At 70.9% G+C, this 24,945-nt stretch carries 24 protein-coding genes and 1 tRNA gene; 13 read left to right on the top strand and 12 right to left on the bottom strand.

Annotation, left to right across the window (positions count from 1 at the left end; all coding sequences use genetic code 11):
* Positions 1-91: 91 nt before the first annotated feature.
* The gene (locus tag RWS82_RS07080; protein WP_314648105.1) at positions 92-985 is read left to right on the top strand and encodes an NUDIX hydrolase; all 894 of its coding nucleotides are present in this window, start codon (positions 92-94) and stop codon (positions 983-985) included.
* Positions 986-1,012: 27 nt separating this feature from the next.
* Here the strand turns inward: RWS82_RS07080 and RWS82_RS07075 are convergent, their stop codons facing one another.
* The 4 genes from RWS82_RS07075 to RWS82_RS07060 are packed head-to-tail and all read right to left on the bottom strand — an operon-like array spanning position 1,013 to position 4,008.
* A complete protein-coding gene (locus tag RWS82_RS07075) occupies positions 1,013-2,530 on the bottom strand; it encodes a DUF222 domain-containing protein (protein ID WP_314648103.1) in 1,518 nt (505 codons plus the stop codon).
* 38 nt (positions 2,531-2,568) lie between these two features.
* Positions 2,569-2,949, bottom strand: a complete 381-nt coding sequence (locus RWS82_RS07070; RefSeq protein WP_314648101.1) for a S4 domain-containing protein — start codon at positions 2,947-2,949, stop codon at positions 2,569-2,571.
* A gap of 10 nt (positions 2,950-2,959) precedes the next feature.
* Positions 2,960-3,415, bottom strand: coding sequence for a hypothetical protein (locus RWS82_RS07065; protein WP_314648099.1), 456 nt, complete (start codon positions 3,413-3,415; stop codon positions 2,960-2,962).
* Positions 3,412-4,008 carry a GNAT family N-acetyltransferase gene (locus RWS82_RS07060; protein ID WP_314648097.1) on the bottom strand — a complete coding sequence of 199 codons (597 nt, stop codon included), beginning with the start codon at positions 4,006-4,008 and terminating at the stop codon, positions 3,412-3,414. The genes RWS82_RS07065 and RWS82_RS07060 overlap by 4 nt, the downstream gene beginning before the upstream one ends.
* Positions 4,009-4,115: 107 nt before the next feature.
* Here RWS82_RS07060 and RWS82_RS07055 point away from each other — a divergent pair.
* Positions 4,116-4,192, top strand: a tRNA-Pro gene (locus RWS82_RS07055).
* 73 nt (positions 4,193-4,265) lie between these two features.
* Here RWS82_RS07055 and RWS82_RS07050 read toward each other — a convergent pair.
* Both RWS82_RS07050 and RWS82_RS07045 read right to left on the bottom strand, forming a co-directional pair.
* Positions 4,266-4,556 carry a hypothetical protein gene (locus RWS82_RS07050; RefSeq protein ID WP_314648096.1) on the bottom strand — a complete coding sequence of 97 codons (291 nt, stop codon included), beginning with the start codon at positions 4,554-4,556 and terminating at the stop codon, positions 4,266-4,268.
* Between the two features lie 9 nt (positions 4,557-4,565).
* Positions 4,566-5,444: a DUF72 domain-containing protein gene (locus RWS82_RS07045; protein ID WP_314648095.1), complete on the bottom strand. Its 879-nt coding sequence runs from the start codon at positions 5,442-5,444 to the stop codon at positions 4,566-4,568.
* 349 nt (positions 5,445-5,793) lie between these two features.
* On the opposite strand from RWS82_RS07045, the gene RWS82_RS07040 reads away from it, so the two are divergent.
* Positions 5,794-6,174: a hypothetical protein gene (locus tag RWS82_RS07040; protein ID WP_314648093.1), complete on the top strand. Its 381-nt coding sequence runs from the start codon at positions 5,794-5,796 to the stop codon at positions 6,172-6,174.
* A 26-nt stretch (positions 6,175-6,200) separates the two neighbouring features.
* Here the strand turns inward: RWS82_RS07040 and RWS82_RS07035 are convergent, their stop codons facing one another.
* From RWS82_RS07035 to RWS82_RS07025, 3 genes are read right to left on the bottom strand one after another with little or no spacing between them, the layout of a single operon-like run.
* On the bottom strand, positions 6,201-9,650 hold the full coding sequence (locus RWS82_RS07035) for an error-prone DNA polymerase (RefSeq protein WP_314648091.1): 3,450 nt from the start codon (positions 9,648-9,650) through the stop codon (positions 6,201-6,203).
* Positions 9,650-11,188 (bottom strand): DNA polymerase Y family protein, encoded by a 1,539-nt coding sequence (locus RWS82_RS07030; RefSeq protein ID WP_314648089.1) that lies wholly within the window; start codon positions 11,186-11,188, stop codon positions 9,650-9,652. Before RWS82_RS07030 ends, RWS82_RS07035 begins: the two co-directional genes overlap by 1 nt.
* A complete protein-coding gene (locus tag RWS82_RS07025; protein WP_314648087.1) occupies positions 11,185-11,949 on the bottom strand; it encodes a hypothetical protein in 765 nt (254 codons plus the stop codon). Before RWS82_RS07025 ends, RWS82_RS07030 begins: the two co-directional genes overlap by 4 nt.
* Positions 11,950-12,089: 140 nt before the next feature.
* On the opposite strand from RWS82_RS07025, the gene RWS82_RS07020 reads away from it, so the two are divergent.
* From RWS82_RS07020 to RWS82_RS06995, 6 genes are all read left to right on the top strand, one after another.
* Positions 12,090-12,560 (top strand): A24 family peptidase, encoded by a 471-nt coding sequence (locus RWS82_RS07020; protein WP_314648085.1) that lies wholly within the window; start codon positions 12,090-12,092, stop codon positions 12,558-12,560.
* Between the two features lie 46 nt (positions 12,561-12,606).
* Entirely contained in the window at positions 12,607-12,819 is a 213-nt protein-coding gene (locus RWS82_RS07015; protein WP_314648083.1) for a response regulator, read from the top strand.
* Complete coding sequence (locus RWS82_RS07010; protein WP_314648082.1) at positions 12,812-13,426, top strand: CYTH domain-containing protein; 615 nt, start codon at positions 12,812-12,814, stop codon at positions 13,424-13,426. The genes RWS82_RS07015 and RWS82_RS07010 overlap by 8 nt, the downstream gene beginning before the upstream one ends.
* A 70-nt stretch (positions 13,427-13,496) precedes the next feature.
* Complete coding sequence (locus RWS82_RS07005; RefSeq protein ID WP_314648081.1) at positions 13,497-14,663, top strand: type III polyketide synthase; 1,167 nt, start codon at positions 13,497-13,499, stop codon at positions 14,661-14,663.
* A complete protein-coding gene (locus tag RWS82_RS07000) occupies positions 14,656-15,375 on the top strand; it encodes a methyltransferase domain-containing protein (RefSeq protein WP_314648079.1) in 720 nt (239 codons plus the stop codon). The genes RWS82_RS07005 and RWS82_RS07000 overlap by 8 nt, the downstream gene beginning before the upstream one ends.
* On the top strand, positions 15,362-16,483 hold the full coding sequence (locus tag RWS82_RS06995) for an NAD(P)/FAD-dependent oxidoreductase (RefSeq protein WP_314648078.1): 1,122 nt from the start codon (positions 15,362-15,364) through the stop codon (positions 16,481-16,483). The genes RWS82_RS07000 and RWS82_RS06995 overlap by 14 nt, the downstream gene beginning before the upstream one ends.
* 50 nt (positions 16,484-16,533) lie before the next feature.
* Here the strand turns inward: RWS82_RS06995 and lpdA are convergent, their stop codons facing one another.
* Together lpdA and RWS82_RS06985 are read right to left on the bottom strand one after the other, a co-directional pair.
* Positions 16,534-17,931, bottom strand: a complete 1,398-nt coding sequence (gene lpdA, locus RWS82_RS06990; RefSeq protein WP_314648076.1) for a dihydrolipoyl dehydrogenase — start codon at positions 17,929-17,931, stop codon at positions 16,534-16,536.
* Positions 17,932-17,940: 9 nt separating this feature from the next.
* Positions 17,941-18,597, bottom strand: coding sequence for a copper resistance protein CopC (locus tag RWS82_RS06985; RefSeq protein WP_314648074.1), 657 nt, complete (start codon positions 18,595-18,597; stop codon positions 17,941-17,943).
* Between the two features lie 100 nt (positions 18,598-18,697).
* Here RWS82_RS06985 and RWS82_RS06980 point away from each other — a divergent pair, with 100 nt between their 5' ends.
* From RWS82_RS06980 to RWS82_RS06970, 3 genes are all read left to right on the top strand, one after another.
* On the top strand, positions 18,698-19,183 hold the full coding sequence (locus RWS82_RS06980) for an FHA domain-containing protein (protein WP_314648073.1): 486 nt from the start codon (positions 18,698-18,700) through the stop codon (positions 19,181-19,183).
* Positions 19,183-19,863, top strand: coding sequence for a MerR family transcriptional regulator (locus RWS82_RS06975; RefSeq protein ID WP_314648071.1), 681 nt, complete (start codon positions 19,183-19,185; stop codon positions 19,861-19,863). The genes RWS82_RS06980 and RWS82_RS06975 overlap by 1 nt, the downstream gene beginning before the upstream one ends.
* Before the next feature lie 99 nt (positions 19,864-19,962).
* Complete coding sequence (locus RWS82_RS06970) at positions 19,963-20,508, top strand: MerR family transcriptional regulator (protein ID WP_314648070.1); 546 nt, start codon at positions 19,963-19,965, stop codon at positions 20,506-20,508.
* Positions 20,509-20,589: 81 nt separating this feature from the next.
* Here RWS82_RS06970 and RWS82_RS06965 read toward each other — a convergent pair whose 3' ends face one another.
* Positions 20,590-21,402, bottom strand: coding sequence for a ParA family protein (locus RWS82_RS06965; protein ID WP_314648069.1), 813 nt, complete (start codon positions 21,400-21,402; stop codon positions 20,590-20,592).
* A 90-nt stretch (positions 21,403-21,492) separates the two neighbouring features.
* Between RWS82_RS06965 and RWS82_RS06960 the strand changes: the two genes are divergently transcribed.
* On the top strand, positions 21,493-24,900 hold the full coding sequence (locus RWS82_RS06960) for a pyruvate carboxylase (RefSeq protein WP_314648068.1): 3,408 nt from the start codon (positions 21,493-21,495) through the stop codon (positions 24,898-24,900).
* Positions 24,901-24,945: the final 45 nt, after the last annotated feature.

Below are 24,945 nucleotides of genomic sequence, written 5' to 3'. Positions count from 1 at the left end.
GCAGGTCTTCGGCCTGAGCGCCGGGGAGACTCTTTTTTCGTCGTGTGTCTGCGGTGACGCCGGTGGTGTGCGGCTGTGACAGGGTGGAGGGGTGACGATCGTTCCTCCTGCCGACGGTGAGCCGCGTCGCCCCCAGGGGCCGCGCGACCCGGGTGACGCCTGGGTCGAGGCGCCCGGCGGTCAGCGCTACTGGGGTCGGTTCGGAGCGGCGGGCCTGTTGGCCGTCGACCCCGACCGGGGTGTTCTGCTGCAGCACCGGGTGGCATGGAGCCACTTCGGTGGGACGTGGGGCCTGCCCGGTGGTGCGCTGCACCAGGGGGAGGCGCCGATCGTCGGTGCGCTGCGCGAGGCGCAGGAAGAGGCCGGCGTGCCCGACGGCGCCGTGCGGCCGATCTTCACGAGTGTGCTGGATCTCGATGTCTGGGCGTACACCACGGTCGTCGCCGCAGTCGAGGTGCCGTTCGACCCGGTGATCAGCGATCCCGAGAGCGTCGCGCTCGAATGGGTGCCGCTCGACGAGGTCGAGAGCCTTCCGCTGCATCCGGGCTTCGCGTCGTCGTGGCCGATGCTGCGTCGACTGCTCGCCGAGCGCGTGACTCTCGTGGTCGACGCGGCGAACGTCGTCGGATCGGTGCCGGACGGGTGGTGGAAAGACCGGGCGGGGGCGACCTCGCGCCTCATCTCGCGCCTGTCGGGTGTCGGCGTACCCGCCGAGGCCGTCGGGCTCGGTGGGGCGACCTGGTTCCCGACTGTCGCGATGGTGGTCGAGGGGCAGGCACGGGCCGTCGAGGCGGATGACGCGGCCGTCGCGATCGTTCGGGCGGATGCCGCGGGCGACGATGCGATCGTCGCGGAGGCCGAGCGTCGTGTCGCCGCGGGGGAGCGGGTGGTGGCTGTGACGAGCGACCGGGAGTTGGTGGGACGCCTGGAACGGGCGGACGTCTCCGCCGTGCGCTCCGCGGGATGGCTGCTCGACCTGGTGTAGTCGCCCGGAGAGATCCGTTCGTGGGGTTCACACGAACATCACGCGTCTCGAGGCGCGATCGGAGTACGTGCGTCCGAGCGGGCTGGTCCATTCGATGGTGCCGTCGGGGAGCGACCTCGCCGACCACCGGTGCGCCCCGTGCACATCCGGGTGCTTGAGTGCATGATGCGCGCGACAGAGGTGGCTCAGGTTGTCGAGCCGCGTTCGACCGCCTCGGGAGTGCTCGTGCGTATGGTCGACGTCGCAGCGGTGCACGGGGGTCCGACAACCGGGGAAGCGGCAGTGCTGGTCGCGGGCGCGCAGGAACCGTCGCATGTTCTCGGTCGGCGTGTACGCATCGGTTTCGGTGACCATGCCGTCCGCGTCGAGGAAGAGGCGGCTCCAGCCCGTCGCCCCGGCCGCGAGAGCGCGGGCGGTGTCGGCGTCGATCGGGCCGTGTCCGTCGAGTTCGGCGAGCCGGTCGTCGAGGCCGGCGAGCGTGGTGGCCGCGACCGTCACCTGCACGCGTGCCTGGATGCTGTCGAGGCCCGTGCCGTGGCAAGCGCTCGGGGCACCGGCGAGCAGCATGTCGGCGAGGAGGTCGGCGCGCACCTGATCGAGTGTGCGCGTGTCACCCGCGCGGTGCTCGACGTCGTCGACGGCTACCGCGTCGATCTGGGTCGGCGTGAATGGGGCAGATGCTGTGACGGGACCGGATGCCGTGACGGTGTCTGCCGCCCGGAGCGGGTCGGTCGTGAACGTAGAGCCGCCGAAGATCGCGTCGTCGAGACCGGCAGCCGCGGCATCGTCCCACGGGACGTGCTCGGGGAGGATCCACTGGTCGGGGGAGGTGTCGGCGCGGTCGAGCAGCGGGTGCGGCATCCACGCCGGCTCGCGGTCGTCTCGCGTGGCGATGATTTCTCTGGCCATCGTGGTCAAGCGGTCGCGTACCGCGAAGGCGAGCGCCTCGGGAAGCACCGCGGTGAGCAGGGCGAGACCATCGTCGAGCGATTTCACGCTCACACCTCGTTCATCCGCCGCGCGCCGGTGGCGCTCGCTCACGCTCTCTCCGACGAGAGCCGCCGCCAGGCGACGCGCGTGCATGCGCGTGCGGGTGGCGGTCTCGCTCTCGGCTACGACGAGCACCGCGTTCTCGTACAGGCCGAGGGTGGAAGCATCCGCCCTCGCGTTGCGGATGGCTTCGACGACCACCGCTGCGCATCGCGCGATTTCGTGCACATGCGCAGCCGTGATGTCGCCCCGCTGGAACGCCTGGCTGACCGCAGGAAGATCGCGCCCGACCACCATGGCGTCCGCGAACGCGAACTCGATCGCGCCCTGCGACAGTCGGCCAGCCGCTGCGTACTCCGCGACCATGGATCGATGGATGGCGTCGCGATGATGCGGATGCTCGGCGATGTCTTCGTCGTGCGCCCGCAGTCGTTCGCCGAGGAGCGCAGACGCCTCCGCTTCGAGCCGAGCGATCTGCCGCCGCACGTCGACCCACGCGTCCACCAGCCGTCGACGCTCGTCGAGGTCGAGGGGAGGAGTCGGGGCACCGGACATACGAATAGTTTAGAACATATGTTCGAATAATGGAAGAGCTACTCGGCGAAGGGGTCCCGTGAGTTGCGCCCCTGCAGGCGATCGATCTCGCGCCGCTCCCGCTTGGTGGGCCGGCCTGCTCCGCGGTCGCGCACCGCGATGACCGCTTGAGGCTCACGCACCGGTGTGCGGTCTTCGGCGGCGACGGCCGCGAGCGGTGCGCCCACACGCTTCACGAGCAGCTGCCGCACGACGAGGATGCGATCGAATCCGGAGATGCGGATACGCACCTCGTCTCCGATCTTGAGCGCCTGGGCGGCCTTCGCCTTGTCACTGTTGACCCGCACGTGACCCGCCCGGCATGCCGTCGTGGCTGCCGAGCGCGTCTTGAACACGCGCACCGCCCAGAGCCAGCTGTCGACCCGTACCGTCGCGCTCATGCGGTGGGCCTCACGACTCGACGGTGACCGTCGCCACCGTGTCGTCGTCGGCGAGGTGCGCCGCGGGCCAGTACCCCTCGGGGAAGTGCTCGCCGCACGCATCGGTGAAGTGCAGCACGATCGATCCGTCGGCTCCGGCCTCGACCGCTTCGAGAAGCAGATCGGACGCTCCCTCCTCGAGGTCGTGCGGCGAGGGGTCGCCCTGACTGAAGGCGGCGACGACGGCATCCGACGCGGCGCGCTGCACGCGATCCAGGTCGGCCATCACGGCGCGCAGGCGGGGGAGTCGCTTCTGCGCCTCGTCCGGGTCGGCGCCTTCGAGCATCAGCTCGACCGTCTCGCCGTCGACGTCGGCTGACCCGGTGTACCAGTCGTAGGTGAGCACCGACCCGTCGTCCGCCGCGCCGGTCGCGCGCTCGAAGGCGCCGAGAACGGAATCGTCGATGGAGGGATGCTCGTCGCTCATGCCTCCACGCTATCGCCGAGGTCGAGCGTCACGAGCGTTCGCCCGCGGGTGAGGTCGCCGCGTCGGACGAAACCCGCGCGCACGAACGTGCCCAGCGTGCCGTGGAACAGCTCGTTCGACGATTGCCTCTCGCCCCGCGTATCGACCGGATACCCCTCGATCACGCGAGCGCCGCTCGCCCGCGCGAAGGCGACGGCCTCCTGCAGCAGCCGATCAGTCAGTCCCTGTCCCCGATGCTCCCGACGCACGACGAAGCAGGTCACCGCCCAGATATCGCCGGCGTCGAGCGGCTCGGCGGTCGCGGCGACGATCGCGCGCGTATGACCGATGCGCTCCTGTCGCACACGCGGGCCGACGCGGATCCACCCTGCTGCCTCGCCGTCGATGTACGCGATCAGTCCCGGAGGAGGGCCCGACTCGATCTCGTCTCGGAAGAGCCGCGCCCGATCGTCGAGGGTCGTGGCGTTCCAGTCCTTGTTGCGGAGCACTGGCCAGACGCACTGGCAGCTGGCGCCGTCGCCCCCGCCGGTGAGCGCGTGCTGCACATCGTCCCACCGCGCGATCGTCGCGGGTGCGGTCGTGATCGTGGTCATGGCCGCACGCTACGCCGGGGCTCCGACACACGCAACGGGCGCTGGTTCGCGGACGCCCGAACCTCAGGCTAAGATGGATGAGTTGCCTGCGCGAGAGTGCAGAACAACGGGCTGTGGCGCAGCTTGGTAGCGCACTTGACTGGGGGTCAAGGGGTCGCAGGTTCAAATCCTGTCAGCCCGACCAGAAAGGCCCGGAACTCGCAAGAGTCTCCGGGCCTTCGTCGTGTCCGGCAGCCGCCTCGTCAGAGGGCGGACGATCACATCTCGGCTCGCGCCGCCCGCTCCTCCGCGAGCTGCCGCCGCACCGCGATCACCCCGCCCACGAGCGTCACCACGAACAGCAGGTCGAACCAGATCGCGAACCCCGTGAGCCATGCCCGCTCGGCATCGCCCACCGCCTCGTCGCCGGTCCATCCGAGCACCGCGCCGACGGTGAAGCACGCGGCGATCGCTCCGAGCGGCAGAAGCATGACGACACCCCACACGATGCGCCGCGCGGCGGTGCGCGGGGCACGGCGCTGGCCGGCCTGGAACAGGGCGAACGACATGCCGCGATCCTATCCGCGGTCCCGTTCGTGGTCTCCGAGCATCCCGACCAGCGTCCTCGCGTCGTGCGGCGCGAAGCCGCGGGCGTCGTTGTCGAAGTAGACGTACACGTCGCGGGGGCGCCCGTCGCCGGTGGCCGTTCCCTCGACCCACCCCTGCACCGAGTCGGCCCAGGCGCGTAGCTCCGCGCCCGTGTATCCGCTCGCGTAGAGCGCCTGCGCACCGTGCAGCCGCACGTAGACGAAGTCGGCGGTGAGCGCATCGAAGCGCGGCCAGGTGCCCGCCGTGTCGGCGATGACGAGCGAGACGCCATGCTGCGAGAGCAGGTCGAGAGCCGCAGCATCCGCGAAGTCCGCCGAGCGGGGCTCGAGCGCGTACCGGATTGGAACATCCGATTCGATCTCGAGCCAGGCGCGCCCGTCGAGGCGCTCGTCATGACGCCGCGCCAGGGCAAGAGCCTCCCCGGTCGTGGTCGGCAGGGCACCGAGGAAGGCCGCGACGACCTCGGGCTCGAACCGTTGGCGGGCGGGGAGCTGCCAGAGGATCGGCCCCAGTTGTGAGCCGAGCGCGAGCACCCCCGACGCGAAGAAGTTCGCCAGCGCCTGCTCGACGTCGCGCAGCCGCAGCATGTGCGAGATGTACCGCGACCCCTTCACGGCGAAGGGGAAGTCCGGCGGCACCTCGGCCCGCCACCGCCGATAGCTCTCGGGTCGCTGCAGCGAGTAGAACGACCCGTTGATCTCGACGCTGGTCATCTGCTCGCCGATGTAGGCGAGTTCCCGGCGCTGCACGAGTCCCTTCGGGTAGAAGTCGCCGCGCCAACGGGGGTAGCGCCATCCCGACACGCCGATGTAGGCGCGCCCGCGGGTGGGTTCCGGTGTCTCGGCCATGCGGCGACGGTAGACGGGGTCGGGCAGGGTTCCGAGCGTCTTGACCGGTCGGAGTGGGAGGACTATGCGAACGGACTATGCGGGAGGACTGAACGGATATCGCCCTCCCGATCGGCCCGCCCCAGACACGGGTGTCGTCGAGAGGGCTCACCGCCCTTCCCCGGGCGGGAGGCCGCGAATGATCGCTGCGCTCGTCGACCGATTCCCCAGTCCTCGGCCGTCGCCCCCGCTATGAGATGCAGGGTACGCCCAAATCCTCGTGTCCGCCATATGGGGGACACGGTAATTTTCGCGAGACCTCCCCGCCGGTTCTCTATCGCGGTGCGCGGATGCTTCCTAGAGTGGTCACATGGACAGGACGATCGTTGTGCCCGGACAGGTCGCCATCGCTCAGGGGCACCGGCTCGAAGTCGTCGAGCGCCTCGACGGGGTGACGGGCGAAGCGGTGATCGCCGCGCTCCGCGACCTCGAAACCAACGTGCGCTACCGCCTGATCGAGGAGACGAGCGGAGACCCGGTGCGCTGGCTCGGCCGTGTGCTCGACTGCACGGTCGTGCTCTCGGCCACGGGTTCGCGCACCGAACTGCGTCTCGACGCGACGGGCCCCGGAGCGATCGGGGCGACGGTCGCGCTCGACGAGGCGGATGCCGCCGCCGAGGCCGCGAAGGCGGAAGCCGACCGGTGGGGGAGTGCGGTGCCGGAGCCGGAGCAGACCGAGCGCTTCTGGTGAGCACCGCCGCCGAATGAGCGGCCGGGTCAGCGGAAGTCCCGCGACCGGTGCGCCACCCCGGTGCGGAGGTCTTCGAAAGCATCCGCCAGCACGTTGATGACGCCCTCCTCCGACCGTTCCAGGATGCCGCGGATGATGAGCGCCGAGGAGTCGCGGGCGACACGGCGGTAGCGGTTCCAGACGCCGACCGAGCAGATGACGTTCATCAGCCCTCCTTCGTCCTCCAGGTTGAGGAAGGTCACTCCCGCTGCCGTCGCGGGTCGCTGACGGTGCGTGACGAGACCCGCGACCTCGACCCGGCGCCCGGTCTCGTGCGTGCGCAGGTCGGTCGATGCGAGCACCCCCCGGTCCCGCAGGGCCGCGCGGAAATGCAGCATCGGATGGTCGTCGGTCGAGACCCCCGTGGCCCACAGGTCGGCGGAGAGGCGCTCGTAGCTGGTCTGGTCGGCGAAGAGGGGCGGCTGCACCGCCACCGCGGTGCCGGGGAGGTACCGCGAGCGGTCTTCGGCGGCGGCACCCGCCATCCAGATGGCCTCGCGCCGGTCCAGCCCGAGGCAGGCGAAGGCCCCGGCGGTCGCGAGCGCCTCCAGCTGTGCGGCGGTGGCATCCGTCCGCCGTACGAGGTCGTGCAGGTCGTGGTACGGGCCGTGGGCCTCACGCTCGGCGACGATCCGTTCGGCCATCGGCACGCCGATCCCGCGTACGCCGCTCAAGCCCATCCGCACGGCGTAGCCGCCATCGCGACGATGGGCCTCCGCCTCATCGGGAGCGTTCCGATCGAACCGCAGCGTCGGAGGCTGGGGAACCGCGCGGCACGACTCGCGCCCCGTCGGACCGGCCGGCGTCGCGCCGGTCAGGGGTTCGAGGGTCTCGGTCGCCCCGGACAGCTGCAGATCGGGGCGCCGCACCTCCACCCCGTGTCGTCGCGCGTCGGCGGTGAGCGTGGCGGCCGAGTAGAACCCCATGGGCTGGGAACGCAGCAGGCCGGCCAGGAATGCAGCGGGGTAGTGCAGCTTGAGCCACGAGCTGGCGTACACGAGCAGTGCGAACGACAGCGAGTGCGACTCCGCGAACCCGAAGTTCGCGAAGGCCTGGATCTGCGCGTAGATGCGGTCGGATGCCTCCTGGTCGAGTCCGCGCCGCTCCATGCCCGCATAGAGCTTCTCGCGCACCTTCTCGATCTTCTCGAGTCCGCGCTTCGACCCCATGGCCCGCCGCAGCAGGTCGGCCTCGTCGGCCGTGCAGTCGCCGACCGCCGTCGCCATCTGGATCAGCTGCTCCTGGAAGATGGGGATGCCCAGCGTGCGTTCGAGGATCGGCTCCAGATCCGAATGCGGGTACGGGATCGGGAACTCCACCGGTGCCTCGCCCCTGGCCACCCGGGCGCGGTTCTCCTCGTCGACCCTGTCCTTCTCCATCTTGCGACGCACGAACGGATGCACCGCCCCGCCCTGGATGGGCCCGGGCCGGATGAGGGCGATCTGGATCGCCAGGTCGTAGAAGCGCCGTGGCTGCAGGCGGGGGAGAAGCCCGATCTGCGCCCGGGACTCCACTTGGAACACCCCGATCGAGTCGGCGCGGCACAGCATGTCGTACACCCCCGGCTCCTCCTTGGGGATGTCCTCCAGCGTCCACAGCTCTCCCGTGGCCTCGTGGATCAGATCGAAGCAGTGCTGCAGGGCCGCGAGCATCCCGAGGCCCAGCAGGTCGAACTTGACCAGACCCATGAAGGCCGCGTCGTCCTTGTCCCACTGGATGACGGTGCGGTCCTCCATGCGCGCATGCTCCACCGGCACGACCTCGCCCACCGGACGCGCCGTGAGCACCATCCCGCCGGAGTGGATGCCGAGGTGCCGGGGCGCCTTCATCAGCTCGCCCGCGTAGGCGAGCACGTTCTCGGGGATGTCATGCCCCTCGGCCGGCTCCAGACCGGTGCTCCAGCCGTCGACCTGCCGCGACCAGGAGTCCTGCTGACCCACGGAATGACCGAGCGCCCTGGCCATGTCGCGCACCGCATTCTTGGGGCGGTACTGGATCACGTTCGCCACCTGCGCGGCGCGCTCCCTGCCGTACTCGCGGTAGACCCACTGGATGATCTCCTCGCGGCGCCGCGAGTCGAAGTCGACGTCGATGTCCGGCTCCTCCTGCCGGGTGGTGGCGAGGAACCGTTCGAAGGGCAGCCCGTAGAGGATGGGGTCGACGGCGGTGATGCCCAGCAGGTAGCAGACGGCGCTCGCCGCGGCCGATCCCCGACCCTGGCAGAGGATGCCGCGGCGGCGGGCTTCCGCGACGATGCCGTGCACGATGAGGAAGTACCCGGGGAAGTCCTTCTCCTCGATGACGTCGAGCTCGCGGGCGATGCGCCGCCGACCGTCCTCGCCCAGGCGGGGGTAGCGGGTCGGCACCGCCTCCCACACCAGTGTGCGCAGCCAGCTCATCGGCGTGTGACCATCCGGCACGTCCTGCTTCGGCAGAGCGGGGCGCGCCAGCCGCAGGGGGAAGGCGGATGCTCCCGCCAGTTCGAGCCCGGCGGAGATGGCGCCCGGATACCGGCGGAACCGCGCCGTCATCTCGGCGCCGCTGCGGAGGTGGGCACCGCCGTGCGCGGGCATCCATCCGTCGAGCTCGTCCATGCTGCGCACCGCGCGCACCGCGGCGATCGCCTCGGCCAGCGACGCCTTCTGCGGGGTGGCGTAGTGCACGTTGTTCGTCGCGACGACGGGGAGGCGCATCCGTCGTGCCAGCTCCGCCAACTCGTCGTTGCGTCGGGAATCGAGCGGATCACCGTGGTCGAAGAGTTCCACCGCCACGTTCTCGGCCCCGAACATCCCGGTCAGGCGGCGCAGGGGCGAGGCGGCGTCGCCCGCCTCGAGTCCTCGGCGCACCGCGCCCTTCCGGCAGCCGCTGAGGATCGTCCAGTGACCGCCCGCACTCTCGACGAGATCGTCGATGTCGTAGACGGGGCGCCCCTTCTCGCCGCCCCGCAGCTGCGCCCGGGTGATCGCGCCCGAGAGGCGGTGATAGCCCTCCATGCCCCGGGCGAGCACGAGCAGATGCTCGCCCTCGGGGTCTGCCGCACCGCGTTGGGGTGCCGCGAGGCCCAACGACAGCTCCGCTCCGAACACGGTCTGCAGTTGCACGTCCATGAGCTCCGCCACCTCGGCGAAACGCGCCGCGCCGTAGAAGCCGTCATGGTCGGTGAGCGCGAGCGCGCTGAGCCCCAGGCGCTCGGCCTCGATCAGCAGCGCCTCGGGGGAGGAGGCGCCGTCGAGGAACGAATACGACGAGTGCGCGTGGAGCTCGGCGTACGGGACCGCGTCGTCGGGGCGCGGGGTGGAGGTCGGAGGGAGCGACTTGCGCCGTCGGCTCACCGGCCCGGGGTCGGCCCGCACGCCGAGGGGCTCCGCGCTCGGCGGCTCGCCCGCGAGGGTGCGCTGCAGCTCCGCCCAGGTCTGGGGAGGGTTGTGCCATCCCATCAGCGGTACCGTCCCTCGGCCCACCAGCGCCCGCCGGCGCAGAACATCAGCCAGGCGCGGTCCTTCTCATCGACCACCTGGAAGCGGTGCCCGCGTTTGCCGCCGCCCGCCGCCCATCGGCGTTCGTTCACCGGCCAGGGTCCGGCCCAGGCGTGCACCGCGGCGCCGTCGACGAAGGCGGGATCGGCCGAGAGCAGCCCCCGGTCGTCGATGCGCACCGCCTCGCCCGCCCCGTCGGTGACCCCCAGGGGCCGCGGCGGGCGGAAGACCTCGGCCGGCAGTGGGTCGGGCAGACTGCCCGGCCAGGGAGACGACGGATCGCGCGGGGCGACGGGACGCTCGCCCCAGGGGGTGAGCACCTGGCGGTCGGCGAGCCACCGCCCTCCGGCGACCGCTGCCGTGACGACCCCCTCGTGCCCGAGCATCGTCTGCACCCGTGACACCGCGTGGTGCAGGCGCTCGTCGGTCCCCGAGCCGAACAGCCCCGGCTGATGGTGGGCCGCGTCGTCGACCGCGACGGGCACGATCCGCACCGCGATGATGCCCCCGAACGCCCGCGCCTCGTCGACGGGCTCCTTCGCGTTCTGCGCCGCGAGCGCCTCCAGCTGCCAGCGCACCCGGTCGACGAGGTCGGCGGCGTCGAAGCACGACGGATGCAGCCACGGGCGGCTGAACACCTCTCCGTCGTCGTCGGTGAGGTCGATGCGCACCTCGGTGCACACGACGGATGCCTCGCCCAGGGCCAGCATCACGGCATCCGCGGTCTGCCGCACGGCGAACGCCACCTGGTCGGCCCCGCTCAGCGGCGTCTCGAACTCCACCGTGCGCACCAGCTCGGGGTCGGGAGGACGCGGGGTGAGGGGGCGGGAATCGGCGCCGGCGGCCAGCGCCTGCAACCGGGTGCCGCGCTCGCCGAAGCGGTCGCGCACGTCGGCCACCGGCAGGGCGGTGAACTCGCCCAGCGTGCGGATGCCGAGGCGCATCAGGAGAGCGGTGAGTTGTTCGTCGCGCAGCACCTGCACGGGATACGGAGCCAGGAACTCGCGGGCGCCGCCCGCCGGAACGACCGTGCACCGCTGCGGACCCCGGGCGGCGATCTCGGCGGTGAAGGGGCCGTCGGCGACGCCGATGCGCACCTCGGGGAAGCCCGCGTCGGCCAGCACGGAGACGAGTGCCTCCGCCGCTTCGGCCTCGCCGCCGTGGTACCGGGCGATGCCGCGCGAGCGGAGCACGGCGAGCCCCGGACGCAGCGGGGCGACGCCGGGCGCGTGCTCCTCGATGAGCTGCAGCACCGGCACGAAGGCGCGCTCGTCCGTGGCGGGGTCGTGGGGGAGCACCTGCAGCGACGAGAGCCGCCCCTGGGCCTCGCGACGCCGCTGCCCCGCCCGCACGCCGTGCTCGCGGGCCGACGCGCTGCAGGCGACCACCGTGTTCGCGTGCAGCAGGGCCGTCGGCGGATGCGGGAGCGTCCCGCCCAGAGCGGCGCGCAGGGGCCAGTCCGGGAACCACAGCACCAGCACGCGGAGGGGCTCGTTCATCCCGCCTCCGCCCACCGGAGGAGCTCGGGCGCGGGGTCCGCGGCGGGAGTGCGCTGCGGGAGAGAGGGGAGCGCGGCGAGCTCGGGGGTCACCGGCTCGAGGGCGCCGTCCCGCCCGGGCAGACGCACGCGGACGCTGGCGGGCAGGGGGCTGCGCCGGGTGCGGGCGGTCACCGTGACGGTGCGGTCGGAGAGCAGTCCCCAGCCGGCGCCGAGGCCGTTCCACTCCGGGTCGTGCACGCGGATCGATCCTTCGCTCTGCGGCCAGACGCCGGTGACGAGCAGTGTGGTGCCGCGGTCGCGCAGCCGTGCGCTCAGGCGGGAGACGTCGGCGTCGCGCAGGCGGCCGCCGGGGTGCACGGCGATGAGCGGGACGACCTCGGCCAGGGCGGAGGTGGCGGCGAACCAGCGATCGCCCGGGTCCGGTACGAGGATGAGGCGGTTCAGGTCGATGCCGAACCCCTCTGCGGCCTCGACCCCGAGGGTGGGCATGCCGATCACGGCGCACCACAGCCCCTTCTGCGACGCCGCCCCCATCAGGGCGAGTACGAGACTGGGAGAAGGGGAGAGCGAGTACGACGTGCCGGTCAGCAGCCCCTCGTCGGGGAGGAGGGGGGCGAGGGCGGGGTCGAGCGGCAGCAGCGTCTGGTCGCTGCGCCGCCGCTGCATGCGACTGATCTCGCGACGCAGCCGCAGCACCTCTCCGGCGCGTGTGTCGCTGGTCGGAGAGAGCGCGGTCACCGCATCGAGCCCGATCCCCATACATCCATCCTCGAAGAGATATTCGAATATATCAAGTGCAGGTACGACGATACTTCGTACATCGGACATCACGTTTCCCGCCGCCGCGACTTATCCACACGCCCCTCCCGGCCGCCCCCGCGATCTCCTAGCCTTCCGGCATGGATCCGCGTCTCAGCCTCGTCGTGCTCGTCCACCTCGCCCTGGTCGGCATCGGCGGATGGCTGATCGCCATCGACGCGCGCACCCACCGCCTGCCCGACCGCATCGTGCTGCCCACCCTCGCGGCGCTCCTCATGCTCGCCGTCCTCGACGCCCTGGCCACCGGCGATCGCGCCCCGTCGATCCGCGCGCTGCTGGGCATGATCGCCCTGGGCGGCTTCTACGCCCTCCTGCGCCTGATGAGCCGTGCGGGTATGGGCGGAGGAGACGTCAAACTCGCCGCGGTGATCGGCCTGGTGCTGGCCTGGCACGGGTGGACGCCGTTCGCCGTGGGTGCGGCATCAGCCTTCGTCCTCGGCGCGCTCTACGTGCTCGTGCTCCTCGCACTCCGACGCGTCGATCGCCGCACCCGCATCGCCTTCGGCCCGTGGATGATCGCGGGCGCCGTCCTGGGCATCCTCGTCGCCTGACCCGCCGACCCGCGCATCCCCGCCGACGCGGGGATAGGGTGAGCACATGGCACTCGCACGACTCCACGGAGGCCCGCTCGACGGGCAGATCATCCCCCTCGGCGACGCGGACGACAAGCTGATCGTCCCCTACAGCGAGACCCAGGTGGTGTACGAACGCCGAGGCGAGCCGCAGCACACCGGCTCCGACGACGGACCCACCGAGGTCGACTACTGGTACGACGAGTCCCTCGAGAACCTCACCACCAGCGATGACTGAACCGTCGCGGAGCGTCGAGGTCGAGCGCAAGTACGACGTCGACCCCGCGACGCCCCTGCCCGAGTGGACCGCGGTCCCCGGTGTCGGTGGCGTGACCGAGGGAGAACTGCGCGAACTCGACGCGCAGTACCTCGACACCGCCGACGCGGCGCTCGCCCGCGCTGGTGTCGCGCTGCGCCGCCGCACCGGCGGGCCGGACGCGGGATGGCACATCAAGGGCCCGCGCGAAGGCGACGGACGTGTCGAGCTCGGGTGGCCGCTGGGCGACGACGATCGGGTGCCGGATGCCGTCGCCTCGACGCTCGCGCGGTGGACGACCGATCCGCTGATGCCGCTCGCGCGCATCCGCAATGACCGTACGGCGTACCTGCTGGAAGGTCCGGGGGGTGTCGTCGCGGAGTTCGTCGACGACCGCGTACGCGCGACCGACATCCGTCAGGGGATCGAGCGCGAGTGGCGCGAATGGGAGGTCGAGCTCGGACCGGCGGCTCCCGCCGACGCCGAGGGGCGCGCCGCGTTCTTCGCCGCGGTCGACGAGGCCGTGCGTGCAGCGGGCGGCCGTGATGCCTCCTCCGATTCCAAGCTCGCTCGCGCACTGGGCTTCTGACGCGTCGCAGAGCACCGCGACCCGCCGCAACCCCCTACCCGCGCTCCGCGTGCGGTGATTGAGTGGCAGCATGACCCGACCCGCCATCCTGCGATCGCTGCAGACCATCGTGCCCGACACCGTGCTGGCGCAGGACGCCGTCCGCGACGTCTTCGCCCGCCAGCCCGGACTCGGCCGTCTGGCGCAGCGCATCGTGACGGCATCCTTCGACGGCTCGGGCATCGACACGCGCCACACCGTCATCGAGGAGCTCTCGCCGTTCGCGGAGGTCGACGAGCCGGTGTTCTACGACCGGGAGTCGAACCTGCTGCTCTCGCCGACCACCGGTACCCGCAACGACGTGTACGTGCGCGAGGCGACCACCCTCTTCACGGCTGTCGCGCAGCAGGCCCTCGATGCCGACCCCGATCTGCAGGCCTCCGACATCACGCACGTGATCACCGTGTCGTGCACAGGATTCCACGCGCCGGGGCCCGAGTACGAGATCGTCCGTGCGCTCGGCCTGTCCGACAGCGTGCAGCGCTTCCATCTCGGATTCATGGGCTGCTACGCCTCGATGCCGGCGCTGCGGGCCGCGAGCCAGTTCTGCGCCGCCGATCCCGACGCCGTGGTGCTCGTCGTGAGCGTCGAGCTGTGCACGCTGCACCTGCGCACCTCGGAGGACCCGGACACGATCGTCGCCACCTCTCTCTTCGCCGACGGCGCGGCGGCCGGGATCGTCACGGCGCGCCAGCTGCCCTCCCCGGTGCCGTCGCTGAGCCTCGACCGCTTCCACACCGCGATCGTGCCCGAGGGCGAGAAGGACATGGCGTGGACGATCGGCGACTCCGGCTTCGAGATGATCCTCTCGACCGCCGTGCCGCAGATCATCGGCGAGACCATCCTCGGCGCCCTCCGCCCGCTCTACGTGGGCGAGCACGACATGTCGCTGGCCTTCGAGGAGGGCACGATCGGGGAGCGCGTCGTCCACTGGGCCGTGCACCCCGGCGGACGCAGCATCGTCGACCGGGTGCAGGAGCGCCTGCACCTCAGCGACGACCAGATGCGCCCGGCTCGCGAGGTGCTGCGGCGCAACGGCAACATGTCGAGCGCCACGATCCTGTTCGTGCTCAAGCACATCCTCGAGCAGGAGGGTGCGGAGCGCGGAGACCGGGTGGCTGCGATGGCCTTCGGCCCTGGGCTCACCGCCGAGAGCGCACTGATGACGATCGAGACGCCCCGGCCCCTCGATGCCTGACCTGCGCGAGCGGGCCACCGAGCTGCGCGAGCTCATGGACGACCCGCGCGCCGACCTGCGCCTGCTCGAGCGCACCTACGACCGCTTCTCGTACGTCAACGCGGTCGTGTCGCGGCCGGGCCTGGTTTACCGGCGCGACGTGCGGCCGCGCGCACGACGCGGCCCGATCCGCATCCTCGACATCGGATCCGGCGGCGGCGACCTGTGCCGCTCCCTCGCCGCGCACCTGCGTCGAGACGGTCTGCGGGCAGAGATCACCGCGCTCGACCCCGACGAGCGGGCCATCGCCTGGGCGGAGGAGCATGACGAGGGCGCGGGCATCCACTACCGCGCGGCGCACAGCTCGCACCTCGTCGCCGAGGGGGAACGCTTCGACGTCGTGCTCTCGAATCACCTCCTGCACCATCTGACCGGCGAGGAGCTGGGGGCATTGCTCTCCGACAGCGAGCACCTGGTCGGCGACGGCGGGGTGGCGGCGCACCACGACATCGCCCGCAGTCGCACCGCCTACGCGGCGTTCGCCATGGGGACCGGCCTGCTGTCGACCACACTGTTGGCCGACTCGTTCATCCGCGTCGACGGGCTGCGGAGCATCCGTCGGTCGTACACCGCGCAGGAACTCTCCGCGGCCGTCCCCGCGCCCTGGCGGGTGCGCACCCACCTGCCCGCCAGACTCGAGCTGCGTTGGGAGGCTCCGCATGCCCGATCATGACGTGGTGATCGTGGGCGGCGGATCGGTCGGGCTGCTCCTCGGTTCCGTGCTGCGGCAACGCGGAGTGGACGCGGTGGTGCACGAGCGACGCGTCGACCCCGACCCGCGCAGCCGCGCGATCGGCATCCACCCTCCGGGACTCGACGCCCTCGATGCGGCCGGTGTCGGCGACGCGGTTCGACGCGAGGCGCTGGGCCTGCAGGGCGGCGACGTGGTGAGTCGGGGCAGGACGCTCGCGGCGATCGACTTCCCGTCGGATCGCCCGGTGCTGACGCTCGCGCAGCAGCGCATGGATGCGTTGCTGCGCGCACGCCTGCAGGCGCAGGATGCCGACGTCGTGCGGTGGGGAAGCGCGGTCCGCGCGCTCGTCGACGAGGGACCGCGCGTGCGCGTGCTGACCGACGACGGACGCGGGGAGGGCGAGAGCACGGCGCGATTCGTCGTGGTCGCGGACGGTGTGCACAGTGCTCTGCGCAGCGCCCTCGGAATGCGATGGCGCCGTCGCCCGGGACAGGGCGACTATTCGATGATCGACATCGACGATGCGGATGCCGGAGACCGGGCGACCCTGTTCTGCGAGCCCGCGGGGCTGGTCGAGTCGTTCCCGCTCCCGAACGGTCGCCGGCGCTGGGTCGTGCGGCGCCGCGTCGGAGACGAGGTCGAGACCGCCGAGGGGTTCGCCGCCACGGTCGAGCGGCGGGTCGGCATCCGGCCGGAGGTGCCCTGCGGGGCGCGGCCGTCGACCTTCCGTGCTACGCAGCACCTCGCCGACCGTTTCGTGCGCGGCAGGATCGCGCTGATGGGCGACGCCGCGCACGAGCTGAGCCCGATCGGCGGGCAGGGCATGAACATCGGCTGGACGAACGCGGTGCGGTTCGCGGATGCGCTGCCGGCGCTGAGCGGCCAGGCGGCGCCCGATCTGACCGCGTGGGAGGACGGGGCCCGCCGTGCGTCACGGCGCGCCCAGGATCGGTCCCGCTTCTACATGGCGATGGGGATGCCCTTGCCCGCGGTCGCAGCGCACGGGCGCGAGGCGGTCATCCGGGTGCTGGGTGCGGGGTCGATGCGCCGGCACTCGGCCGACCTCGTCACCATGAACGGTCTGTGACGCACGAAGGCCCGGTCGCGCGAGCGCGGACCGGGCCTTCGAGACGGCGATCAGAAGTTGATCATGTGCCCCGCGAGACCGTGGAAGCCCTCCTGGAGAGCCTCCGACAGCGTCGGGTGGGTGTGCACGTTGCGCGCCAGCTCGAGCGCGGTCAGGTCCCACTTCTGCGCGAGGGTCAGCTCCGGCAGGAGCTCCGACACGTCCGGGCCGATCATGTGCGCGCCGATGAGCTCGAGGTGCTCGGCATCGGCGATCAGCTTGACGAAGCCGACCGGCTCGCCCAGGCCGTGCGCCTTGCCGTTGGCCATGAACGGGAAGGTGGCGACCTTGATGTCGCGCCCCTCGTCCTTCGCCTGCTGCTCGGTGAGGCCGAACGAGGCGACCTGGGGCGAGCAGAAAGTGGCTCGCGGCATCATGCGGTAGTCGCCGAGCGGCATGGTCTCGGCCTTGCCGATCGTCTCGGCCGCGACGACGCCCTGCGCCTCGGCCACGTGGGCGAGCTGCAGCTTCGCGGTGACGTCGCCGATCGCGTAGATGCCCTCGACGTTCGTGCGCATGTGGTCGTCGATGTCGATCGCGCCGCGCTCGGTGAGCTTGACACCCGTGTTCTCGAGACCGAAGCCCGTGACATTCGGCGCGAAGCCGATCGACATCAGCACCTTCGAGGCCTCGATCGAACCCGGCTGGCCGTCCTTGCCGGTGTAGGTGACGGTGACAGACGAGCCGTTGTCGACGACCGTCTCGACCTTGGTGGAGGTGAGGATGTCGACGCCGTAGTTCTTGTACTGCTTGGCGATCTCCTTCGACACGTCGGCGTCCTCGTTGGGGAGCGCACGGTCGAGGAACTCGATGATCGTGACCTTCACGCCGTAGTTCGTCATCACGTAGGCGAACTCCATGCCGATGGCGCCGGCGCCGACGATGACGATCGACTCGGGCAGATCGCGGGTCATGATCTGCTCTTCGTAGGTGACGACGTTCTCGCTGAGGGTCACACCCGGCAGGAGGCGCACGGTCGAGCCGGTCGCGATGATCACGTTGTCGAACGTGACCTCCTCGGTCGAGCCGTCGGACTTGGCGACCGAGATGGCCTTCGGGCCGGTGAACGTGCCGCGGCCGTCGTATTCCGTGACCTTGTTCTTCTTCATCAGGAAGTGGATGCCCTTGACCCGGCCCTCGGCCACGACGCGGCTGCGGTCGAACGCCTTGCCGAAGTCGATGGTGAAGTCACCCGAGATGCCGAAGAAGTCGGCCTTGTGCTTCAGGGTGTGGGCGAGCTCGGCGTTCTTGAGGAGAGCCTTGGAGGGGATGCAGCCGACGTTGAGGCAGACACCACCCCAGTACTTCTCCTCGATGATGGCGGTGGACAGGCCGAGCTGCGCGCTGCGAACCGCAGCGACGTACCCACCAGGACCTGCACCGAGGATGACGACGTCGTAATGAGGCATGCGTCCAGCCTATCGCGCTGCGGAGGCGTCGGAATCGGGGGAGGGAGCGGTGCCGCGGCGCCGCTTCGAGAGCACCACAGCGGCGGTGACGGCGGCGGCCAGCACGAGCAGGCCGATGATCGCGAGCACCCAGATGAGCGCGGCGGATGCCGGGTTCTCGTCGTCGGCGGCAGGAGCCGTGGTCGCCGTTGTCGACGGGGCGGGGGCGGCTGTCGTCTCGGGGGTCGCGGTCGTCGTGACCTCAGGGCTCGGTGCAGCGGACGGTGCGCCGGTGGTCGTCGTGAACGAGAACTCGCCGGAGGTCGGGTGACCGTCGCTCGACACGACCTTCCACACGACACGGTAGGTGCCCGCCTCGCCGCCCTCGGCGAGCGGCTGGGTGACCGTGGTGCCCTCGGTGACGGCGGCTCCGTCGGTGACGAGCGTTCCGCCCGCGTCGGTCACCTGCACCTCGGTCGCGCCCTCGCCGGTGATGAGGTCGGCGCTGAAGGTGAGGACGATCTCGGCGGGAAGCGTCTCGACGGTCGAGTCCGCCTCGGGGCTCGACGACACGAGCGCGTCGTGCGCGGATGCCGACATCGGGGAGAACAGGACGAGGAAGGCGGCCAGCAGCGCCGCGGCGAGGGCGGCGGGCGCGAGGGGGCGGCGCAGAGCGGTGGTGTTCACGGGATCAGCCTAGGAATATCCGGTGTGCACGCGCTGAGTACGACTCGCGGCTCCCGTCGGACCCTCTCGATCCGTTAGTCTGGTGAGCCAGGAGGGCAAAGTGACAGACAGCGAGAGCCGACCGGCCGCAGACGCGGCGATCCACCGCTCGGGCGAGCCCAGGCACGACGTGACACAGACGTTCGGACACGACTCCGACCTCTCCTTCGTGCCCTTCGGCGTGGAGTTGACCGAGGTCGAGCAGTCCGCCATCGCCGCGCTGCCTTCGGGGTCGGCGCTGCTGCTCGTGCGCTCCGGCGCACTGGCCGGCGCACGCTACCTGCTCGACACCGACGTGACGACGGTAGGACGCCACCCCGAGGCCGACATCTTCTTCGACGACGTGACGGTCTCGCGCCGCCATGCCGAGATCACCCGCTCCGGCACGTCGTTCGAGATCATCGATCAGCGCTCCCTCAACGGCACCTACGTGAACGGCGAGCGGTTCGACCGCAGCCCGCTCGTCGACGGCGCCGAGGTGCGTGTCGGCAAGTTCCGCCTCAACTTCTTCGCCTCTCCGGTCGACCGTTCCTCGGCGACCGCCTGATGGCGGCATCCGCCGCCCGCGAACGATCCTCGTCCGCGGGGCTGCTGAGCATCGGCCAGGTGCTCGCGCGGCTCACGCCCGAGTTCCCGGATCTCACCTCCAGCAAGCTCCGCTTCCTCGAGGTGCAGGGCATCGTCACGCCCTCGCGCACCGAGTCGGGCTACCGTAAGTTCTCGGCATCCGACATCGAGCGGCTCCGCGTGGGGCTCACGCTGCAGCGCGACCACTACCTGCCGCTCAGCGTCATCCGCGAACAGCTCGACGCCGCCGGTTCCGAAGCGTCGTCGATCGTCGCGCCGCCGTCGATCGCCCCGGCACCGCGACGGTACCGCCGCGATGAGCTGCTCGCGGCAGCGGGCGCCGGGCCGCAGATCCTGAACGACGCGATCAGCACCGGTGTGATCACGGCCCAGGAGACCTACCCCGAGGCGACGGTGGTGCTGCTGCGCGGTCTCGTCGCCCTCGATCGGCACGGCATCGAGCCGCGGCACCTCCGCTCGCTCCGTCAGGGTGCCGAGCGCGAGGTCGCTCTCATCGAATCGGCGCTCAGCCCGATGCTGCGGCGCACCGATGCCGCATCCCGCGCGCGCGCCAGCGAACTGGCTCCGGAGCTGGCGGGGAAGATCGACGAAGTGCGCGGGCTGTTCGTGAAGGATGCGATCGCGCGACTGCTTTCGTAACGAACTGATTGCGACACACCTTCGGTGCGCGCGTGATGTCGTTGCCGGTGTCGGGGTGCTGCTCTACCGTGGAGATAACCGTTCCAGGGAGGATAAGAAATGAATGCGGATGAGCTCGCAGGAGACCCGCGGTTCGTGACCGAACTCCTCTTCACCGACGGTCTGCCCGCCATGGACGACGAGGTCGGCTACCGCGGAGCGGTCGCCGCCCGCGCGGCCGGGATCACCTACCGCCAGCTCGACTACTGGGCGCGCACCGAGCTCGTGGTGCCGACGGTCCGCGGAGCCAGCGGTTCCGGCTCGCAGCGCCTCTACGGCTTCCGTGACATCCTCGTTCTCAAGCTCGTGAAGAGCCTGCTCGACACCGGCATCTCGCTGCAGCAGATCCGCACGGCGGTCGACGAACTGCGACGCGCGGGCATCCGCGATCTCGCCGGCACGACCCTCATGAGCGACGGCGCCTCGGTCTACCTCTGCACCTCGAACGACGAGGTGATCGACCTCGTCAGCCGCGGCCAGGGCGTGTTCGGCATCGCCGTCGGCAAGGTTCTGCGCGAGGTCGAGTCCACTCTGGTCGAGTTCGACCCGACCGCTCCCGACCCCGTCGACGAGCTGGCGACCCGACGGGCCAAGCGCTCCGCCTGACCACCCCGACGAACGAGAACGGCCACCCTCCGAGGAGGATGGCCGTTTCTGCTGTGTGCGGACGTCAGCGGCGGGAAGACCTCACGCCGGCGAGCCGTTCTCCGGCACCGCGATGCGGCCGGTGCGGATGATGCGGTCGAGCAGCTGGTCGAAGTCGGCCGCGAGCTCCTGCGCCGAGTCGCCGGGCCAGATGTGCAGAGGCTTCGCGGCGCCCTGTGCCTGCTGCAGCGACGTGCGCTCGGGCAGCTGGGGCGAGAGAACGAGCGGGCCGAACATGTCGCGCAGCTCCTTGATGCGGAACTGGTGCTCGATCGACTGGGGACGCACGCGGTTCACGACGATGCCGAGCGGCTGGAGGCGGGGGGAGAGGCCGCGGCGAATCTCCTCGATGGCGCGCAGCGCGCGGTCGGCGGCGGCAACCGAGAACAGGCCGGGCTCGGTCACGACCATGACGCGGTCGCTGGCGGCCCACGCGGTGCGGGTGAGCGCGTTCAACGACGGCGCGCAGTCGATGAGCACGAGGTCGTACTCCGACTCGACGGCGGCGAGGGCCTCTTCGAGCTTCCAGACGTCGCGCACGCTCGGGTGGGGGCCGTCGAAGTTGATCGCCGACGGGCTGCCGATCAGCACGTCGATCGTGCCGGGGTGCACCTTCGCCCACCCGCTGGAGGTGATCGCCTGACGGACGACCTTCTCCTTCGGGTTCGCGAGGACGTCGGCGATGTTGAGTCGCCCGGCGACCTGGATGTCCATTCCGGTGGAGACATCCGACTGCGGGTCGAGGTCGACGACGAGAGTCCGGATGCCCCGGGCGAAGGCCGCGGAGGCCAGGCCGAGGGTCACCGTCGTCTTGCCGACGCCTCCCTTGAGAGAGCTGACGCTGAGTACGTGCACGACCTCCACGTTACCTTGCCCTAGTCTGGGGAGACACTCAGCCCCGCCCCATGTGCGTCCCCCGCGTGCATCGAGCTCCCAGAGGTGTGCATGTTCCAGAAGATCCTTGTGGCCAATCGCGGCGAGATCGCGATCCGCGCCTTCCGAGCCGCCTACGAGGTCGGCGCCAGGACCGTGGCGGTCTTCCCGCACGAGGACCGGGGCTCCGTGCACCGGCTGAAAGCGGACGAGGCGTACGAGATCGGCGAGCGCGGACACCCGGTGCGGGCGTACCTCGACGTCGACGAGATCATCCGCGTGGCGGTCGAGTCGGGCGCCGACGCGATCTACCCGGGCTACGGGTTTCTCTCCGAGAACCCGGAGCTCGCAGCGAAGGCGGCCGAGAACGGGATCGTGTTCATCGGTCCGCCGGCGGCCGTGCTCGAGATGGCCGGCAACAAGGTCGAGGCCAAGCGGCACGCCGTCGAGGCGGGCGTCCCCGTGCTGCGGTCGACCGAGGCATCCGACGACGTCGACGCCCTCGTCGCCCAGGCGGCGGACATCGGATTCCCGCTGTTCGCCAAGGCGGTCGCCGGCGGCGGCGGGCGCGGAATGCGCCGCGTCGAGAACGCCGACGAACTCGCGCCGGCTCTCGCCGAGGCGATGCGCGAGGCCGGGAGCGCGTTCGGCGACCCGCGCATGTTCCTCGAGCAGGCCGTGGTCCGCCCTCGCCACATCGAGGTGCAGGTGCTCGCCGACAAGACCGGAGAGACGGTCCACCTGTTCGAGCGCGACTGCTCGGTGCAGCGACGCCACCAGAAGGTGGTCGAGATCGCCCCCGCGCCGAACCTCGACGACAGCATCCGCACCGCCCTCCACGGGTACGCCACGGCGTTCGCCCGCTCGATCGGCTACGAGAACGCCGGCACGGTCGAGTTCCTCCTCGAGACGGCGGGGGAGCGCGCGGGCGAGGTCGTGTTCATCGAGATGAACCCGCGCATCCAGGTCGAGCACACGGTGACCGAGGAGGTCACCGACGTCGACCTCGTGCAGAGCCAGATGCGGATCGCGGCGGGGCAGACTCTCGCCGAGCTCGGTCTGCAGCAGAAGGATCTGCACCTGCGCGGTGCGGCGCTGCAGTGCCGGATCACCACCGAGGACCCCACGCAGGGGTTCCGCCCCGACACGGGCAAGATCACCACGTACCGCTCCCCGGGCGGCGCGGGTGTGCGCCTCGACGGCGGAACCGTGCACCAGGGGGCGCAGATCAGCCCGCACTTCGACTCGATGCTGTCGAAGCTGACCTGTCGAGGGCGCGACTTCCCTGCCGCGGTCGCCCGAGCCCGGCGTGCTCTCGCCGAGTTCCGCATCCGCGGCGTCTCGACGAACATCCCCTTCCTCCAAGCCCTCCTCGACGACGAGGCCTTCGTCTCCGGTGACCTCAGCACGTCCTTCATCGACGAGCGCCCGGACCTGCTGCGCGGTCGCCTCTCGAAAGACCGCGGCACGAAGATCCTGAACTGGCTCGTCGACGTCACCGTCAACAAGCCGCACGGCGCGCACCCCGGCGTCGTCGACCCGCGCACCAAGCTGCCGCGGATCGACCTGGCCATCGAGCCCGCGCCGGGTTCGCGGCAGCGCCTCCTCGACCTCGGCCCGGAGCGCTTCGCCGCGGAGCTGCGGGCGCAGACCGCACTCGCGATCACCGACACGACGATGCGCGACGCCCACCAGTCACTCCTCGCGACCCGGGTGCGCACCCGCGATCTCGTCGCCGTCGCGCCGTACCTGGCTCGTCTCACCCCCGGTCTGCTGTCGGTCGAAGCGTGGGGCGGGGCGACGTACGACGTGGCGCTGCGCTTCCTCGGCGAGGACCCCTGGGAGCGCCTCGACAAGCTGCGGTCCGCGCTGCCGAACGTCGCCATCCAGATGCTGCTCCGCGGCCGCAACACCGTGGGCTACACGCCGTACCCGACCGAGGTCACCGAGGCGTTCGTCGCCGAGGCCGCGGCCAGCGGTGTCGACATCTTCCGCATCTTCGACGCTCTCAACGACATCGAGCAGATGCGTCCGGCGATCGACGCGGTCCGCCGCACCGGCACGGCCGTGGCCGAGGTCGCGCTCTGCTACACCGGAGACCTGCTCAACCCCGCCGAAGACCTGTACACCCTCGACTACTACCTGGGCCTCGCCGAGCAGATCGTCGACGCGGGCGCGCACATCCTCGCCATCAAGGACATGGCCGGACTGCTGCGTCCCGCAGCCGCGGCGAAGCTCGTCTCGGCGCTGCGCGAGCGGTTCGACCTTCCGGTGCACCTGCACACGCACGACACCCCCGGCGGCCAGCTCGCGACCCTGCTCGCCGCGAGTGCGGCCGGCGTGGATGCGGTCGACGCCGCCTCCGCCCCTCTGTCGGGCACGACGAGTCAGCCGTCGTTGTCGGCGCTGGTCGCCGCGCTCGCCCACACCGATCGGGACAGCGGCATCGATCTCGCGGGTGTGTCGGATCTCGAGCCCTACTGGGAGGCGGTGCGGCACCAGTACGCGCCGTTCGAGTCGGGCCTTCCGGGACCCACGGGCCGCGTGTACCACCACGAGATCCCGGGCGGTCAGCTGTCGAACCTGCGCCAGCAGGCGAAGGCGCTGGGCCTCGCCGACGACTTCGAGCTCATCGAAGACATGTACGCCGCCGCCGACCGCATCCTCGGGCGCGTGCCGAAGGTCACCCCCTCATCGAAGGTGGTCGGTGATCTCGCCCTGCACCTCGCGGCGGTGAAGGCCGATCCCGCCGACTTCGAGGCGAACCCCGAGAAGTACGACGTGCCCGACTCGGTCGTCGGTTTCATGGCGGGCGAGCTGGGCGACCTGCCCGGAGGGTGGCCGGAGCCGTTCCGCACGAAGGTGCTGGCCGGCCGTTCGGTGCGCACCGGCGTGACCGAGATCACGGCCGATGACCGCGCCGCACTCGGCGGCGACAGCGCGACCCGGCGTGCGCGGCTGAACACGCTGCTGTTCCCCGCCCCGATGCGCGAGTTCACGCAGATGCGGGAGCTGTTCGGCGACCTCTCGGTGCTCGACACGAGCGACTACCTCTACGGCCTGGTCGCGGGTCAGGAGCATCTGGTCGAGATCGACCGCGGCGTGCAGCTGTACGTCGGGCTGGAAGCCGTGGGCGACGCCGACGACAAGGGCATGCGCACCGTGATGACGACGCTCAACGGGCAGCTGCGCCCGGTGTTCGTGCGCGATCGGTCGATCACGGTCGATGCTCACGAGGTCGAGAAGGCCGACACCTCGGTGCCGGGGCAGATCGCGGCGCCGTTCTCGGGCGTGGTCACCGTCAAGGTCGAGCCGGGGACCTCTGTGAGGGCAGGCGAGCCGGTCGCCTCGATCGAGGCCATGAAGATGGAGGCGGCGATCACGACGCCGATCGACGGGGTGGTCGAGCGCCTGGCGATCTCCACGACCCAGCAGGTCGACGCCGGTGATCTTTTGGTCGTGGTCCGCCCGGCGCACTAACCTTGTGCGGTGCGGGGGCGCGGGCGATCGCCTGCACCTCCGCCC

Origin of the sequence: uncultured Microbacterium sp., from assembly GCF_963528945.1 — a bacterium.
Classification (GTDB): Bacteria; Actinomycetota; Actinomycetes; order Actinomycetales; family Microbacteriaceae; genus Microbacterium.
The sequence above is the reverse complement of the archived record's forward strand: the minus strand, read 5'-3'. Positions and strand labels throughout refer to the sequence as shown.